The sequence below is a fragment of the Rhodoferax sp. UBA5149 genome (assembly GCF_002413825.1).
In the GTDB taxonomy this organism is placed as follows: Bacteria; Pseudomonadota; Gammaproteobacteria; order Burkholderiales; family Burkholderiaceae_C; genus Rhodoferax.
The window spans coordinates 12,223-27,380 of sequence record NZ_DHXT01000005.1 but is presented as its reverse complement, the minus strand read 5'-3'; the positions used below and the strand labels follow the sequence as shown (position 1 = coordinate 27,380).

The window sequence follows — 15,158 nt, the reverse complement described above, 5'->3', positions numbered from 1 at the left end:
CTGCTTCGACCAACCGCTTCGTCACTCCGCAAGCCCTCGTCTACAACGGTCCGGGAAGGATTTGAGCCACGCGCCCATCACAGAAAAGGCGGCTGGCGGGATCAGAGAAACACCAACGATATGAGGCAATTCGGCCTCCAGCCCTCGCCAGATAAGCGCCTAACACTATTAAATTGATAGCGACAATTTGTTACCAAAAACCAACCTGCACTCTGCCGCCGCTTGGCTCATAGCCGCTGTCATAGCCGATGCAGGGGAGCGCCTTCAGCATCAGCGAACACTGCGATACGCGTCGCCGGTGATCTTGCTGCTGGTGATGGCGTAGCCTTTGGCATTAATCTGCTGTACCGGGTTCTCGATTGAAAAGTGCGGCAGTTCGTTTTCATCGTCATTGAAGACGATGCCTCGCGCCTCTGTTTCCCAATCCGTATTGGTCGCTTCTTCGGGAATACGCTTTCCCTCAGGAACGGCCAGGTAGGAAAACAGACCTCCACGTTCGGCTCTGCGGTAGATATCCAATCGCATGATTTCTCCTTGCTGTTGACGGGTCAAAAACTGTTTTTTCTCACTTCTTGAAACTTCTTGAATCTATGGACTCTTTCCAGATTCAGGCCACCCAGCGTGCGCGAAACGCACACGCCAGTATGTGCGCTAACGCACATACTGGCAATGAATACCCCAGGCCGTGCAGATGCCCCCACTACAATTGGCGAACCACTTCCATGCGCCGCAGAAAGAAAAAACGAAATGGACATCGACAAATTCGATTTACCTCGTTATTTGGCGATTCTGCCCCTGTTTAGTGATCTGTCGCAACTGGAACGCGAGCGCTTGGTTCAAGGTTGCCAACTGCAGCGACTGGCCCGGGGGGACATGGTTTTTCGGGTGGGGGAGGAATGCAGCGCCTTCTACGTGGTCGTCACGGGAAAGGTCAAACTGTACGTGGCCTCGCCCTCCGGCCAGGAGAAAGTCATTGAACTCATAGGCCCGAGCCATAGCTTTGCAGAAGCCATGATGTTTCTCAACTTGCCTTGTATTTTGAACGGCCAGGCGCTGGCGGATTCCCTGCTCTTGCGGGTCAGCAAGAAAGTCGTATTCGGCGAAATAGAACGCGATCCACGCTTCTCGATGAACATGCTGGCCGGCATTTCACGCCGCTTGCACGGGCTGGTTCGAGACGTCGAGGGCTATGCCTTGCACAGCGGCATGCAACGACTGATAGGCTACTTGCTGCGGGATGTTCAACATGACGACATCGTCAACAAAGGCGCCCTCACCGTGTCCTTGCCGTTCAGCAAGGCAACCATTGCCTCGCGTCTGTCATTGACCCCGGAATATTTTTCTCGCGTTTTGCATGAACTCGAAGCAGAAAGCCTGATTGAAATCGACAAGCGCGAGATCCGTATTCTTGACGTGCAACGACTCGCCAGCTACGGGTCGCACTGATTGCTTCTGCGACTCGCGCTAAGGCGCGCCAAGCTTGGCCAGAACGGAGGCCAGTTTTTCCTTGTTGCCCGGCTCCACGCGGATCGACTCGTTGAATGCGGCGAGGGACAAATCATTCTTGCCCGTATGCAGATACGCGAACCCCAAGCCCATCCATGCCTTGGCGTTATTTGCATCCAGCCCGATCGTGCGCTGGTAGGTCTCGATGCAGGCCTTGAAGTCTTGCCGGTAAAGCTGCAATCCAGCCAGCTTCATGTGGGCACCCACCGAGCGCGGCGCATTGACAACCGCCTGCTCAAAGGCTTTTTGCGCTAGCTCCAGTTTGCCCGCGGCCCACTGCTGATCACCTTGCTCCAGCAAGGCACTCGGCGCATCAGCGTATGACGGCAGACTAGTTAACCCGGCAATCAGCGCAACGCAGCTGGCCAAAAATCGCAGTCGAAAATTTGCACGCATGGATTCTCTTTTATCTCGTGTCTTCGGGGTCAAAAAAAACGGATCTTCATGGGCAGAAGATCCGTTCGTCGATCGGTCCTTACGCTTACTTCAAGGCGCCTTTGCCGTAGCGATCCTCATAACCTTTGCGCACTTTATCGATGGCATCTTTGCCCATGCCGTTGAAGAACCAGTCGTGTCCGCTGATGGGCTTGAAATATTTATCCAATAGCGCATTGGCGTAATCTTCGTTGCCATCTTTCTTGCGCACCACTTCTTTAAGCTCGGGAATCCACTTGAAATAAGTGTGCTGGCTGACCTCGTAAATGCCTTGCCACCAGGTGTAGTCGGGTCCGCTCATCGATGCACCGTGGCGGGCGCGACGACCCTCGTGATGCCAGATCTCGAACCAGGTCCATTTGATTTTTGCATCCATCGGCTCGTGCGTCAGGTAGCCCTTGTCCTCAAGATCCTTCATCACCGCCGCGATGGGTTTGGCATATTTGTCGTTGTAGAGCTCCACCAGGTCATCAAACTGCTTGTAGTGGCCTTCCACCGTATTGGCGCTGTGGCAGGCGACGCAGACATCTTTCATTTTGTCTCTTCGCTTTTCCCAGGTCAGGATTTCCACGACCTTGGCGCCGTTGACTTCGTCGCCCACCTTCGGCAAGGGTTTGCCTTCGGGTTGATCGAACTCGTCACCGCTGCTGAGGCGAATCATGTTGAGCTTGGTGGAAACTGCCGGCCGCAGGGTCCAGGAAATCCGCTCGCCGACGTCGTGCGTGACCTTCTGATCTCGCGTGGCGCTCATGTGGCAGGTGGCACACGTCGGGGCGGCGGTGTAGTCGTCGCCCACCACCCATTTCTTCGACTTCAGGTTCATTTCATCGATCTTGGCGCGGTAGGTGATGCCGTGCTTGGACTCGTTATAGATCTCGATCTGAGGATGATCGGGACCCATGTGGCACTTGCCGCAGGTGTCCGGTGTACGCGCTTGCGCGGACGAGAAACTATGCCGCACATGGCAGGCGGAACAGGAACCGAGCGAGCCATCGGTATTGATGCGACCGATACCGGTATTGGGCCAGGTTTGCGGTGTCGGCCGACCCTTTTCATTGAGTACCACGGTACTGCCATGGCACTGGAGACAACCGGCATTGACCGCGGCTGGCCCACCGATGACCTCGCCCAGCAGATTGTCCAGAGAGGCCAGAATATTTCCTGCCTTGGCGTGGTGTGAACGCTGCTGCTGTGCCACCTCGGCTTCGTGGCAATTGGCGCAGGTTTTGGGGGTGACGATCACCTGAATCAAGGCACCATGGTGCTCGAAGCCCGCTTTCTCGCCCTGTTTCGCTTTATGGCAGTCGTAACAATCGACATTCTTGGCGGCGTGCGAGCTCTTCTTCCATTCGCCGTAGATGCCGGGATCGTCCGCCGGACCGTGGCAGCTGATGCATTTTTTCCCCATCGCCGCATCGGCGGGCGACTTCTTGTTCATGCGATCGACAGCCACTTTTTTGGTCAACTGATCGGCCGCAAATGCCGGGCTTGCAAATACCATCGCCAAGAGGCAGAGCAGTGCCCAAAGCAACTGCGCTGGAGATCGAACGCTTCCCATCATGATGCTTCCTTATATTTCGAATAGATAGCTGGAAATTCTATGGCGTCAATTCAGTAAAGCTCGCCAGGATATTCTTTTAACTTAATACAAATTAAGAATAACCACTTTTCCATGGGCAGACAACTACTAAAACAATATCGGTCAGCAGCGCGGAATTGAGCGCGGCAACGTGAAGGCGGCCGGAAATCGGGTTGCTACAATGATTTTTCGTTTGGACGTTGCTCAGCTGCCTTGCGCAAGAGAGCGTCCAGTCCCGCGTCTCTGTTCCCTGGAAACGATCACCATGCAACCCACGGTCAAACCCAAGAATCCCAATTTCTCATCCGGCCCCTGCAGCAAACGCCCCGGCTACAACGTGGCCGACTTGCAGCTCGACACCCTGGGGCGCTCACACCGCTCGGCGCTGGGCAAGAAGGCACTGGGCCTGGCCTGTTCCGAATCGGCGCGCATTCTGGGTTTGCCCGAAGGCTACCGGGTCGCGGTGGTGGCGGGGTCCGACACCGGCGCGGTCGAAATGGCGATGTGGTCCTTGCTCGGGCCGCGCGCTGTGGACGTGCTGGCCTGGGAGTCGTTCGGTTCGGGCTGGGTGACGGACATCGTCAAGCAACTCAAGCTGCCCCATGTGACCAAGCTGGAAGCGGCGTACGGCGACATCACCGATTTCTCGAAAGTCAACTTTGAACACGACGTCGTGTTCACCTGGAACGGCACCACGTCCGGCGTCAAAGTCCCCAGTGGCGACTGGATTCCCGACGATCGCGCCGGCCTGACCATCTGCGACGCGACCTCGGCCGTGTTTGCCATGGAACTGCCCTGGGACAAGCTGGACGTCATCACCTACTCCTGGCAAAAAGTGCTGGGCGGCGAAGGCGCGCACGGCATGCTGATTCTCGGCCCGCGCGCCGTGCAGCGTCTGGAGAGCTACACCCCCCCTTGGCCCCTGCCCAAGCTGTTTCGCATGACCTCCGGCGGCAAACTGACCGAAGGGCTGTTCAAGGGCGAGACCATCAACACCCCGTCCATGCTGTGCGTGTCCGATTACCTGGACGCGTTGGCCTGGGTCGAGCGCATCGGTGGCGTCCAGGCCACCATGGCGCGCAGCGAAGCCAATTTGAAGGTGATCTCGGACTTCGTGGCGGCCAACGACTGGATCTCCTTCCTGGCCAAGGACCCAAGCACGCGCTCCAATACCAGCGTCTGCCTGACCTTGAAGCTGAGCGACGAACAGGTCAAGAAGGTTGTGAAATTGCTGGAGGCCGAAGGGGTGGCCTATGACATTGGCGCCTACAAGGATGCGCCCGCGGGCATTCGCATCTGGTGCGGCGCCACCGTGGAGTCGTCTGACCTGCAGGCGCTGATGCCCTGGCTGGGCTGGGCCTACCACAAGGTCAGCAACTGACCGACGTTTTTTCAGACCCTCCCCCACACACTTCTGGAAGCCACCGCCCATGTACAAGGTTAGAACTTACAACCAGCTCTCGGTCAAAGGCCTGGACCGGTTTTCACGACAATCGTATCAAGTCGGCAGTGGCCTGGATCAGCCGGACGCGTTCCTGCTGCGCAGCCAGAAGCTGCACGCCGAGCCGGTGCCGCCGTCCCTGCTGGCGGTGGCGCGCGCCGGTGCCGGCGTCAACAACGTGCCGGTCGCCGACTATGGCAAGCTAGGCATCGTGGTCTTCAACACCCCGGGCGCCAACGCGAACGCCGTGAAAGAGCTGGTCATGGCCGGCATGCTGCTGGCCACGCGCGGCATCCTGGCCGGCATTGACTATGTGCAGTCCCTCACCCACATGACCGACGCGGCCGAGATGGCACAGCTGCTGGAGAAGGAAAAAGCCCGTTTTGCCGGTGGCGAAATCAAGGGCAAGACACTGGGTATCGTCGGCCTGGGCGCCATTGGCTCGATGGTTGCCGACATGGCCCTGGCCTTGGGCATGAAGGTGGTGGGCTTCGATCCGGCCTTGTCGATTGACGCGGCCTGGCGCCTGTCCAACGAGGTCACGCGCATGGAAAATCTGGCCGCGCTGCTGGCCCGGTCGGACTACATCTCGCTGCACGTACCGGCCATGGACGCCACGCGCCACATGATCAACGCCGACACCTTGGCCGGTGTCAAGCCAGGCGCCGTGCTGCTCAACTTTGCCCGCGAAACGATCGTGGACTCAGCCGCCGTGCTGCTTAGCCTGGAGAGCGGCAAACTGGGCCGCTACGTGTGCGACTTCCCCGAGCCGGCCCTGCTCGGCCATGCCAAGGTCATCGCGATGCCGCACATTGGCGCCAGCACCGAAGAATCAGAAGAAAACTGTGCCGTGATGGCGGCCAACCAGCTGATCGACTACCTGGAAAACGGCAACATCACGAACTCGGTCAACTTCCCCGGCGTCAGCATGGGTCGCACGCCCGGCACCACGCGCATCACCTTCTCCAACGACAACGTCTCGGGCGTGCTGGGCCATGTGCTGTCGGTGTTGGCGGACAACAAAGTCAACGTGATTGACATGGTGAACAAGAGCCGCGGCGAACTGGCCTTCAGCATCATCGACGTCGAAACGCCACCGGGTGAAACGGTCACCACCGCGATTCAAGCCATTGAGCACGTGATTCGGGTCCGGGTGATTTGAGCGTGTCCTTCTGCTGGATCCATTTGCTATTTTTGTTATAGCTATTGGCGCCAATACAGGGGCCACTTCGGGCCTGTTTTCAATAGATTCACCCTCGAAACCGTTTTCGCGTCAGCGCCAGCGCCAGCCAGAAGCCGCCCACCGCATACGCGACCAGCACCAGCACATGCTTGCCTGGATGCGCGGGCCACCGGTCCATGAACAAAGGGCGTACCAGTTCGACGGCATTGGTCAGCGGCAGCCAGCCCGATACCGTACGCACCACCGCCGGCAGTTGCTCCAGCGGGAAGAAGATGCCGCTGAGGAACATCATGGGCGTCAGAAACAACGTGAAGTAGTAGGTGAAAAAGTCATAGCCTTTGGCCAGCGCATTGAAAATCAGCGCAATGCAACTGAAGGTGATACCGACCCCCAGCAACACCGGCCAGGCCACCAGCAGCTTCGGGCTGTAACTGATGCCCAGGGCCAGCATCACGCCCAGAATGGCGGTCACGGTGAACAGCGACTTGAACGCGGCCCACAGCATTTCGGCCAGCACGATGTCGTCCAGATTGACGGGCGCATTCATGATGCCGTCCCATGTTTTTTGCACGTGCATGCGCGAAAACGTGGAGTACAAGGCCTCGAACGAGGCCGCCTGCATGGCGCTCATGCAGATCGAGCCGCTGGCCAAAAAGAGGATATACGGAACCTTCACGTCACCCGCCGGGCCCGGCATGCTGACCTGCCCGACCAGCGCGCCCATGCCGTAGCCAAAGGCCACCAGCCACATCAGCGGCTCGGCAATATTGCCCACCAGGCTCGGGAGCGCCAGCTTGCGCCAGACCAGCAGGTTGCGCAAAAACACCGGCCAAAAGCGCAAGGACAACTGGGGTGCGCGCCACACACTTTGCGCGGGTACTGTAGTCAATGTACGGGTCTGCATGTTAGGCATCCTCCCTGATTTGGCGGCCAGTGAGCTTGAGGAACAGATCTTCCAGATTGGCCGGCCGGTGCAGTGTGCGCAGCTGCGGGTAGGCGCTCAGCGCCTTGAGCAGCGGCTCGGCGTCCTGCGTGTAAAAAAACACGGTCTCGCCACTCACTTCCACGCGCGCCGCCAGCGCTTTAAGCGGCCCGTCCTGAAGCGTCTGCGCACCGTTGCCATAGACCTCCACCACATCGGGCTCCAGATGCTGGGCGATCAGGTCACGCGGCCGGCCCTCGGCAATCTTCTTGCCATGGTCCAGCACCAGCAAGCGCGAACACAGGCGTTCGGCCTCGTCCATGAAGTGGGTGGTCAGCAGGATCGACTTGCCCTGCTGAAGCAACAACTGCAGGCGCTCCCACATCAGGTGGCGCGCCTGCGGATCGAGCCCGGTGGTGGGCTCGTCCAGCAGCAAGAGCCGGGGATTGTTCACCAGCGCGCGGGCCAAGCTGAGGCGGCGCTTCATGCCGCCCGACAGCTCGCCTGGCTTGGCGTTCGCCTTGTGCGTGAGCGACGCGAACTCCAGCAACTCCGGAATTCGCGCGCGAATCTGCGCGTCCTTGAGCCGGAAGTAGCGGCCATACACCAGCAGGTTCTCGGCGCAGGTGAAGTCGGGGTCCAGCGTGTCCATCTGGCTCACCACCCCGAGCTGGGCCTTGATCGCCAGCGCGTCACGCGGCATCTCCAAATCGAAGGCGGTGATGCTGCCAGCGTCCGGCACGCTTAAGCCCAGGCACATGCGGATGGTGGTGGTTTTGCCCGCGCCGTTGGGGCCAATCACGCCGAGGCATTCGCCCGCTGCAATCTCGAACGACACGTCATCGACCACCGTGCTGTTGCCATAACGCTTGCTCAAACCTTGCACAGATAAAATTGACGTTTCCATGGTTTGATTGTGACCCAGGCCGCAACCCAGGGGCCATGGATCCTTCACCTTTTTCATCCCTTTCCCGGACGCGGCAACGCGTTTTTATATGACTACACTCGGCACGCCTCTCTCCCCCCACGCCACCAAAGTGATGCTGCTGGGCTCCGGTGAACTCGGCAAGGAAGTTCTCATTGCGCTGCAGCGCCTGGGCGTGGAAACCATCGCGGTGGACCGCTACGACAATGCGCCGGGCCAGCAGGTGGCGCACCATGCGCGCACCATCACCATGAGCGATCCCGCGCAACTCAAGGCCCTGATCGAAGCCGAGCGGCCGCACTTGGTGGTGCCCGAGATCGAGGCCATCGCCACGTCCATGCTCGAAGAACTCGAAGCTGCTGGCGTAGTGCGCGTCATTCCCACCGCCCGCGCCGCGCGCCTAACCATGGACCGCGAAGGCATCCGGCGACTGGCGGCCGAGACCTTGGCACTGCCGACCAGTCCCTACAAATTCTGCGACTCGCTGGCCGAGCTGCAGGCCGCCATCGACGCTGGCATTGGCTACCCCTGCGTGATCAAACCGGTGATGAGCTCCTCCGGCAAGGGCCAAAGCAGACTAGACGGCCCGGCCGACGTGCAAAAAGCCTGGGACTACGCCATGGCCGGCGGCCGTGTCGGCGCTGGGCGTGTCATCGTCGAAGGCTTCATCGACTTCGACTATGAAATCACCCTGTTGACCGTGCGGGCCATGTCGTCGAAGGATGGTGCCGACGGCCAGATCGAAACCCATTTCTGCGAGCCGATTGGCCACATCCAGGTCAGCGGCGACTATGTCGAGAGCTGGCAGCCGCACCGCATGCCCGCGGCGGCGCTGGAGCGATCACGCCAGATCGCCAAAACCGTGACCGACAACCTGGGCGTGGGCTTGGACGGCAAGCCCTCCGGGCTGGGTTTGTATGGCGTGGAACTGTTCGTCAAGGGCGATCAGGTCTGGTTCAGCGAAGTGTCACCGCGTCCGCACGATACCGGCCTGGTGACGCTCACCACTCAAGTCCAGAGCGAGTTCGAACTGCATGCCCGTGCCATCCTGGGCCTGCCGGTCAACACCGCCTTGCGCAGCCCCGGGGCCAGTGCCGTGATCTACGGTGGCGTCGAGGCCAAGGGCATCGTATTTGACGGTGTGGACGAGGCCCTGCGGGTGCCCAACACCGACTTGCGTCTGTTTGGCAAGCCCGAGAGCTTCATGAAGCGCCGCATGGGCGTGGCGCTGGCGTTTGATGCCGATGTGGAGGTGGCACGCCAGAACGCCAAGCTGGCGGCCTCCAAAGTCAAGCCACGCGTGGCTTGACGGTTTACTCTCAAATCAATAGCGGGCCATGCCCGCTGGACGAGGGCTAGCGCTGTGGACGAATGCGATATATCGCGTTGTTGAGATCCGCAGACATGTAGATGCTGCCGTCTGCGCCGACCGCAACGCCCGTCACGATATAGGGCGGCGGCATGCCGGGCCCACCACGCATGCCGATTGGCAGATGTTCTGCCACCGTGCGGCGGGTGCCGTTGGCAGGGTCAATTTCCACCAGGCGTTTTGCAGCGCTCTCCGCCACGATGAAGGTACCCCAAGGCGTCTGGGCCACCCCTTCAGGCAGCGCCAATCCTTCGGCCACGGTGGTCTTGGCACCATCGGCCAGGCTGACTCGGGTGAGTTTGCCTGCTGCCTCGGTCACATACAAGGCGCCGTCTTTGCCCAGCACCATCTGCACCGGACCCGCCAAACCTTGGGCGATGACCTTCTTGTCGGCAAACTTGTCGCCACTGGCACGGGTGATGCTGCCGGTGGCAATTTCGGCGTAAATCACGCTGCCGTCGGCCATCGGGATCGCATCAAACGGGGCCTTCAGGCCATGCAGCATGGCGCTGGTCTTGAGCGTGCTGCGCTCCACCATCTGGACGGTGCCGGTAAACCAGGAGGTCAGGGCAAAGTGGGTGGCGGACACGCCCACGGCAAACGGGTATTCCATATCGGAGGCCTGCATGCGGAAAATGTCCTTCACCTCGCCGGTTTTGGTGCTGACGTGGCGAAAGCCGAACACGTCGGCCACCCACAGGTCATCGCCATCCACCTTGAGGCCCGCCGGCACCGCCAGCTTGCCACCTGTCACCAGGCTCAACACGCCAGTGGCCGGGTTGTAGGCTTCAATCGAGTTGTCCGCCATGTTGGACACATAGATCGTGCCATCGGGCGCAATCGCCAGATTGTCCAGCGCGGGCTTGAGCTGCTTGGCCACCGTCTTGCGACCTGTTGCCAGCTCGACACGAGACAATTCGCCGGTCTTGGTGTCCACCACCCACAGGTTGCCCTTGCCATCCAGATTGGCGGCAGCGGGTGTCTTGAACTCGCTGTTGATGACCGCCATATCCCCATTGGCTGGGTTGATTTTGACGACCTGACCCTTGAACCACAATGGGCCATAAATCATGCCGTCCGGCCCGACCTCAAAACCATTGAGGCCACCCAAATCTTTTTTGATCAATCGAGGCGGTACTTTGCCAGCCACATCAATTTCCCACAGCGCGTCACCCAGGAACACCTGCGACGCGTAGAGCTTGCCGTTGCGACGGTCAAAGTCCAGAGAATTGATACCGGGCAGGTCCTTGGCCAGCACGCGCAGCGGGGCTGCGTCGTTTTCGCGGTAACGGATCATGCCCATCATGTAGTTGGTCCAGGCCAGCTCACCCTTGGGGCCCACGGCGATGTCATCCGCTTGTCCTTCAGGGGCGGGCACCATGATACGGGCGGCACCGGTCTTGCGATCCACCTCCCACAACGCACTGCCCACGACCGAGCCGGCCAGCAAGCGGCCCTTGGTATCCACAGCCAAGCCATGAACGCCAGTGAACGACGAGGGTGCCACCAGCACCTCCGGCGCCGCCCAGGCGGCCGGTCGGGAAGGTGCCATGGAAGTGCAGGCACTGAGAATCAGGGATGCCGCAAGCAGGCCAGCGGCCAAGGGTCGAATCATGGTTGTCTCCTTTGTTATGTGGGAGAGTCAGTCTAGTAGGCGCTCTGGTGACTGAAAGTCACCCGGGTGACACGCGCGTGCGGCGGGCGTATGGGTGTATAACCTAGTCCCCTTCGGACATGTGCCACGTCTTGGCGAGTAGCGCGCATGCCCCACCCCTCCGAATAAGCCAAGCGCATGTAAGCGCTACAACAGCAAGGAATATCAGACATGGGCGCGCAGTGGAAAGCAAAAGGTAAGGAACTGGCTGCAAATGCCAAAGGCAAACTGTTTGGCAGATTGGCCAAAGACATCATGATCGCGGCGCGTAGCGGGGCCGACCCCGCTTCGAACTCGCGCCTGCGGCTGGTGGTGGAGCAGGCCCGCAAAGTCTCCATGCCCAAGGAGACCCTGGACCGTGCCATCAAGAAAGGGGCTGGCCTCACCGGCGAGGCGGTTCATTTTGAATATGTGATTTACGAAGGCTTTGCGCCGCACCGCGTGGCCGTCATGGTCGAATGCCTGACCGACAACGTGAACCGCACCGCACCCGAAATGCGCGTGTTGTTCCGCAAGGGGCAGCTCGGGACCTCCGGCTCGGTGGCCTGGGATTTCGACCATGTGGGCATGATCGAAGCCGAGCCGTCAGCCAAGGGCGCCGACGCGGAACTGGCCGCCATCGAAGCCGGCGCTCAGGACTTGGAGCCGGGCGAGGAAGACGGCACCACGCTGTTCCTGACCGATCCCGCCGATCTCGACCTGGTGAGCCGCGCGCTGCCAGCCCAAGGCTTCAGCGTCCTGTCCGCCAAGCTGGGTTACAAGGCCAAGAACCCGATCGACCCAGCGAGCTTGAGCGCCGCGCATCTGGAAGAAGTGGAAGCCTTCCTGGCCGCCATTGATGCGCATGACGATGTACAGAATGTGTTTGTGGGCTTGGCAGGCTAGGACTTGCTGCTGTTTTCAGCGACAGGCGTCATTCAGATTTTGGCGATCTTTTGCGGCTTGGTGTTCACCGGCAAGCACAGCAGGGCCGTCAACAGCGCCAGCGACGCGTGGCACACGTACAGCGGGACGAAGCTCTCGTGCGTCAACCCCGCGTGACCGAGCAGCAGCACCGTGATCGCCACGCCCATCACCGAGCCGATCTGTCGTGTGGCCTGGTTCACCGCGCTGCCAACGGCGTATTGGTCAACTGGCAAGCGGTTAACTGCCGCAGCCGATAGCGAGGGCAACACCAGCCCGACGCCCATGCCGCTCAAGATCAATCCAGGTAGCCAGTGGGTCAGGTAGGCAGGCTGCGCGCCGGGCACGAGAAGAAACCACAAGCCGCTGCAGGCATAGATCAGCCCGCCGCCGACGAGGAACGGCCGGTGCCCGAGGCGGGCCGCAAGGCGCCCGGACATGATCGCAAATGGAATCACGAGTAAAGGCCCCGGCGTGATCGCGAGGCCAGCCTGCGGCAGCGTGTAATGCCAGATCTCGGTCATGTAGAAGAAGAACCCGAAGAACATCATCGAGAAGGCGATGCCGAAGGCCAGGGTTGCCAGATTCACAAAGGTGTAGGTACGTTGCTTGAAGAGCCGTAGGTCGACCAGGGGTGCGTGCGCGACACGGGCCCAAATCACGAAGCCGATCAGCGCGATGACGCCAATGCTGGCGGCGACGATCAGTTCGGTTGAGCTCCAGTTCGGCGATTCCGACTGCACAATGCTCAATGCGAGCGCGCCGACGCCGACGATTAGCAAGCCCATGCCGACCGCATCGACCGGGCGCCGGCTCTCGGGCTTCTTCGCCTCTTTCAGCAGCGCGGCACCGCGCCACAGGGACAGCGCGCCCAGCGGCAGGTTCAGATAGAAGGCCCACTGCCAGCCCACCGCATCGACAATAAACGACCCCACGCTGGGCCCGATCGCCGCCGCGAGGCCGCCGACGGCGCCCCACAAACTCACCGCCACCGCCCGTTTGCCGTGCGGAAAAGCGTCGAGCACGATGGACAGCGAGGCGGGTGTCAGCATCGCTGCGCCGACGGCCTGCACGACACGCGCCGCGATCAGCCAGCCGACCGTGCCGGACAGTCCGCACGCGGCCGAGGCCGCAAGAAACAGGGTGACGCCGAGCATGAACACCTTCTTGCGGCCATGGGTGTCGGCCAATCCGCCGGCCGGAATCAGCATCGCCGCGTAGACGACGGTGTAAGCGTTCAGAACCCAGGACATGTCGGCCGCCGACGTGCCGGGGAAGCTGGCGCGTACGGCCCGAAACGCGGCGAACAGCATCGTCGTGTCGAGCGAGACCAGGAACACGGCAACGCTGGCGATCCAGAAGACAGGCCAGGGAGACGCCTGTGGCTGAGGAGCGACGATCACCGTCGCATGGGTGGTAGTGGTGGCGGTGGCGGTCATGGCGTGCTCACCGGTCCAGCGCTTGCAGGTAGACTGCGGGGTCGGCCGACAGTCCGGCGTGCACACGTCGCGTCACATCGTCGGCCAGCACCTCGCTGGCACCCGCCTCCAGTGCGTCCAGCGCCGTGCACACCACGGCCTCGGGGGCCAGCTTGGGCACATCCAGGCCGCGCGTCAGATCGGTATCGATAAAACCGACGTGCAGCGCCAGAACCTGCGTGTGCTGGTCGTGCAACTCGATGCGCGTGCCGTTCGTCATGGCCCATGCCGCCGACTTGCTCATGCCGTAGACGCCGAGCAGCGGCCCGTTGATCCAGCTGGCGATCGACAGCACATTCAGGATGGCACCGCCGCCATGCGCCGCGAGCACCGGCGCAAAGGCTTGCGTCAGGCGCAGCGGGCCGAAGACGTTGGTGTCGAAGTGGGCTTGTGCCGAGGCGACGCTGCTGTCACTCAGAAAACCACCGGTCGCTGCGATGCCGGCGTTGTTGATGAGCAGCGTCACGTCGGGGTAGTCGCGCGCGGCAGCGGCGATGTCCTCTGGCTTGGTCACATCGAGCTGGATGGGCACCACGCCCGGCAGTGTCACGCTGGATGGATCGCGCGCCGCAGCATAGACTTTGCGTGCGCCGCGGGCCAGCGCCTCGCGGGCAAAAGCCAGACCGAGGCCGCGGTTGGCGCCGGTGATCAGGACGGTAGCGTTAGCTAATTTCATGGGTTTCTCCTTGGTAAAAACAGTGAACAAATATGATGATGATCATATTAATGGGCAAAAAAAAGAGCCAGAAGCACGGCGTGTTGTGCGCGTTCAGGCAGGGTCGTACTGCGACAGCAGTGCACTGCGGGCCGCCGCGAGCATGGCCTTGCCTTGCGCGTTGGCGCCCAGCGTGCGGGCCAGCTGCAAGGTACCGACCAGGGTGCCGGCAATGACCATCGCTTGCTCCGAGGTTCCGCCTTCGGGCAACGCGCGCTGGACCATCTCGATGAGACTGCGCACACGGTCGGTCGAGGGTGCGAGCAGCGCGGGCGACTGGCGGGGCATCTCGGAACTAAGGGCTGCGACCACGCAGCCGCCCTCGACGCCACGGAGATGTGTCTCGGATAGATAGCCTTCGACAAGCGCCCGCAATGGGCTCTGGCCGCGCGCACGGCTGGTATCGATACGCCGGTTCATCACCGCAGCGCTGTCGCGGCCGGCCCGCTCGATCGCCTCGGCCAGAAGGGCGTCGCGAGATTCGAAGTGGGCATAGAAGCCGCCGTGCGTCAGCCCCGCTTGTTTCATCACGTCAGCGACACCGACGCCGCCATAGCCATTACGCCGCAGCGTGCGCGCCGCGACCTCGACGATGCGTTCGTGGGTAGTTTCGCGGCGAGTGGGTTTGGAATGCATGGGGCGTACTGTATCAATTTATGATGACCATCATATTTCCGGATGGCCAATAACCTCGAAAATATCATGGATAAGGCGGGCAACCCGTCGCGGGACGGGCTGCGCCGTCACGTCTACTGAAACGCCACCTCCGCAAAGCTGCGCAGCTTGCGGCTGTGCAGTTGGTCCACGCCTTCGGCACGCAGCAGCTCAATGGCGCGAATGCCGATGCGTAGATGCTGGCGCTTTCCATGTCCAGGGCGCCGGCGCCGTGATCTACGGCGGCGTCCAAGGTCAAACCCCGCGCTGTTTGACCTTATTTGCTATTTAATTAATAGCTGCTAGCGCATAGTGGACAGGGGCCAGAGGCTGATTTTTCTTCAAAAAATCAACGCCGGATTCAGATTGCGAATGCGCCGGTCTTCGTAGTAGC

14 protein-coding genes are annotated in these 15,158 nt (G+C 60.9%); 5 read left to right on the top strand and 9 right to left on the bottom strand.

Going from position 1 to position 15,158, the window contains the following annotated elements; translation table 11 throughout:
• Positions 1-270: 270 nt before the first annotated feature.
• Entirely contained in the window at positions 271-525 is a 255-nt protein-coding gene (locus tag B3V69_RS00295; RefSeq protein WP_296442712.1) for a DUF6139 family protein, read from the bottom strand.
• Between the two features lie 222 nt (positions 526-747).
• Between B3V69_RS00295 and B3V69_RS00290 the strand changes: the two genes are divergently transcribed.
• Complete coding sequence (locus tag B3V69_RS00290; protein ID WP_296442711.1) at positions 748-1,446, top strand: Crp/Fnr family transcriptional regulator; 699 nt, start codon at positions 748-750, stop codon at positions 1,444-1,446.
• A gap of 18 nt (positions 1,447-1,464) precedes the next feature.
• On the opposite strand, the gene B3V69_RS00285 is transcribed toward B3V69_RS00290, so the two are convergent.
• Positions 1,465-1,902, bottom strand: a complete 438-nt coding sequence (locus B3V69_RS00285; protein ID WP_296442709.1) for a tetratricopeptide repeat protein — start codon at positions 1,900-1,902, stop codon at positions 1,465-1,467.
• 85 nt (positions 1,903-1,987) lie between these two features.
• Positions 1,988-3,502 (bottom strand): multiheme c-type cytochrome, encoded by a 1,515-nt coding sequence (locus B3V69_RS00280; RefSeq protein WP_296442707.1) that lies wholly within the window; start codon positions 3,500-3,502, stop codon positions 1,988-1,990.
• Positions 3,503-3,785: 283 nt separating this feature from the next.
• On the opposite strand from B3V69_RS00280, the gene B3V69_RS00275 reads away from it, so the two are divergent.
• Both B3V69_RS00275 and B3V69_RS00270 read left to right on the top strand, forming a co-directional pair.
• Positions 3,786-4,901 carry a phosphoserine transaminase gene (locus B3V69_RS00275; protein WP_296442706.1) on the top strand — a complete coding sequence of 372 codons (1,116 nt, stop codon included), beginning with the start codon at positions 3,786-3,788 and terminating at the stop codon, positions 4,899-4,901.
• Between the two features lie 49 nt (positions 4,902-4,950).
• Positions 4,951-6,123, top strand: a complete 1,173-nt coding sequence (locus B3V69_RS00270) for a 3-phosphoglycerate dehydrogenase family protein (protein WP_296442704.1) — start codon at positions 4,951-4,953, stop codon at positions 6,121-6,123.
• An 88-nt stretch (positions 6,124-6,211) separates the two neighbouring features.
• On the opposite strand, the gene B3V69_RS00265 is transcribed toward B3V69_RS00270, so the two are convergent.
• On the bottom strand, positions 6,212-7,048 hold the full coding sequence (locus B3V69_RS00265) for an ABC transporter permease (RefSeq protein ID WP_296442703.1): 837 nt from the start codon (positions 7,046-7,048) through the stop codon (positions 6,212-6,214).
• Between the two features lies 1 nt (position 7,049).
• Entirely contained in the window at positions 7,050-7,973 is a 924-nt protein-coding gene (locus tag B3V69_RS00260; RefSeq protein WP_296442701.1) for an ATP-binding cassette domain-containing protein, read from the bottom strand.
• Positions 7,974-8,061: 88 nt separating this feature from the next.
• On the opposite strand from B3V69_RS00260, the gene purT reads away from it, so the two are divergent.
• Positions 8,062-9,300 carry a formate-dependent phosphoribosylglycinamide formyltransferase gene (gene purT, locus B3V69_RS00255; protein WP_296442699.1) on the top strand — a complete coding sequence of 413 codons (1,239 nt, stop codon included), beginning with the start codon at positions 8,062-8,064 and terminating at the stop codon, positions 9,298-9,300.
• Positions 9,301-9,346: 46 nt separating this feature from the next.
• On the opposite strand, the gene B3V69_RS00250 is transcribed toward purT, so the two are convergent.
• Complete coding sequence (locus B3V69_RS00250) at positions 9,347-10,975, bottom strand: hypothetical protein (RefSeq protein WP_296442698.1); 1,629 nt, start codon at positions 10,973-10,975, stop codon at positions 9,347-9,349.
• Between the two features lie 210 nt (positions 10,976-11,185).
• Here B3V69_RS00250 and B3V69_RS00245 point away from each other — a divergent pair, with 210 nt between their 5' ends.
• Positions 11,186-11,899: a YebC/PmpR family DNA-binding transcriptional regulator gene (locus tag B3V69_RS00245; protein WP_296442695.1), complete on the top strand. Its 714-nt coding sequence runs from the start codon at positions 11,186-11,188 to the stop codon at positions 11,897-11,899.
• Between the two features lie 32 nt (positions 11,900-11,931).
• Here the strand turns inward: B3V69_RS00245 and B3V69_RS00240 are convergent, their stop codons facing one another.
• The 3 genes from B3V69_RS00240 to B3V69_RS00230 form a co-directional block, all read right to left on the bottom strand.
• Positions 11,932-13,356: a DHA2 family efflux MFS transporter permease subunit gene (locus B3V69_RS00240; protein WP_296442692.1), complete on the bottom strand. Its 1,425-nt coding sequence runs from the start codon at positions 13,354-13,356 to the stop codon at positions 11,932-11,934.
• A gap of 7 nt (positions 13,357-13,363) precedes the next feature.
• The gene (locus tag B3V69_RS00235) at positions 13,364-14,071 is read right to left on the bottom strand and encodes an SDR family oxidoreductase (protein ID WP_296442690.1); all 708 of its coding nucleotides are present in this window, start codon (positions 14,069-14,071) and stop codon (positions 13,364-13,366) included.
• Positions 14,072-14,164: 93 nt separating this feature from the next.
• The gene (locus tag B3V69_RS00230) at positions 14,165-14,746 is read right to left on the bottom strand and encodes a TetR/AcrR family transcriptional regulator (protein WP_296442689.1); all 582 of its coding nucleotides are present in this window, start codon (positions 14,744-14,746) and stop codon (positions 14,165-14,167) included.
• Between the last annotated feature and the right edge of the window lie 412 nt (positions 14,747-15,158).

Excerpts from the sequence above, each read along its gene's own strand:
- purT (WP_296442699.1), top strand. The coding sequence starts at position 8,062 with ATGACTACACTCGGCACGCCTCTCTCCCCCCACGCCACCAAAGTGATG.
- B3V69_RS00265 (WP_296442703.1), bottom strand. The coding sequence starts at position 7,048 with ATGCAGACCCGTACATTGACTACAGTACCCGCGCAAAGTGTGTGGCGC.
- B3V69_RS00275 (WP_296442706.1), top strand. The coding sequence starts at position 3,786 with ATGCAACCCACGGTCAAACCCAAGAATCCCAATTTCTCATCCGGCCCC.
- B3V69_RS00240 (WP_296442692.1), bottom strand. The coding sequence starts at position 13,356 with ATGACCGCCACCGCCACCACTACCACCCATGCGACGGTGATCGTCGCT.
- B3V69_RS00260 (WP_296442701.1), bottom strand. The coding sequence starts at position 7,973 with ATGGAAACGTCAATTTTATCTGTGCAAGGTTTGAGCAAGCGTTATGGC.
- B3V69_RS00245 (WP_296442695.1), top strand. The coding sequence starts at position 11,186 with ATGGGCGCGCAGTGGAAAGCAAAAGGTAAGGAACTGGCTGCAAATGCC.
- B3V69_RS00280 (WP_296442707.1), bottom strand. The coding sequence starts at position 3,502 with ATGATGGGAAGCGTTCGATCTCCAGCGCAGTTGCTTTGGGCACTGCTC.
- B3V69_RS00235 (WP_296442690.1), bottom strand. The coding sequence starts at position 14,071 with ATGAAATTAGCTAACGCTACCGTCCTGATCACCGGCGCCAACCGCGGC.
- B3V69_RS00230 (WP_296442689.1), bottom strand. The coding sequence starts at position 14,746 with ATGCATTCCAAACCCACTCGCCGCGAAACTACCCACGAACGCATCGTC.
- B3V69_RS00285 (WP_296442709.1), bottom strand. The coding sequence starts at position 1,902 with ATGCGTGCAAATTTTCGACTGCGATTTTTGGCCAGCTGCGTTGCGCTG.
- B3V69_RS00290 (WP_296442711.1), top strand. The coding sequence starts at position 748 with ATGGACATCGACAAATTCGATTTACCTCGTTATTTGGCGATTCTGCCC.
- B3V69_RS00295 (WP_296442712.1), bottom strand. The coding sequence starts at position 525 with ATGCGATTGGATATCTACCGCAGAGCCGAACGTGGAGGTCTGTTTTCC.
- B3V69_RS00250 (WP_296442698.1), bottom strand. The coding sequence starts at position 10,975 with ATGATTCGACCCTTGGCCGCTGGCCTGCTTGCGGCATCCCTGATTCTC.
- B3V69_RS00270 (WP_296442704.1), top strand. The coding sequence starts at position 4,951 with ATGTACAAGGTTAGAACTTACAACCAGCTCTCGGTCAAAGGCCTGGAC.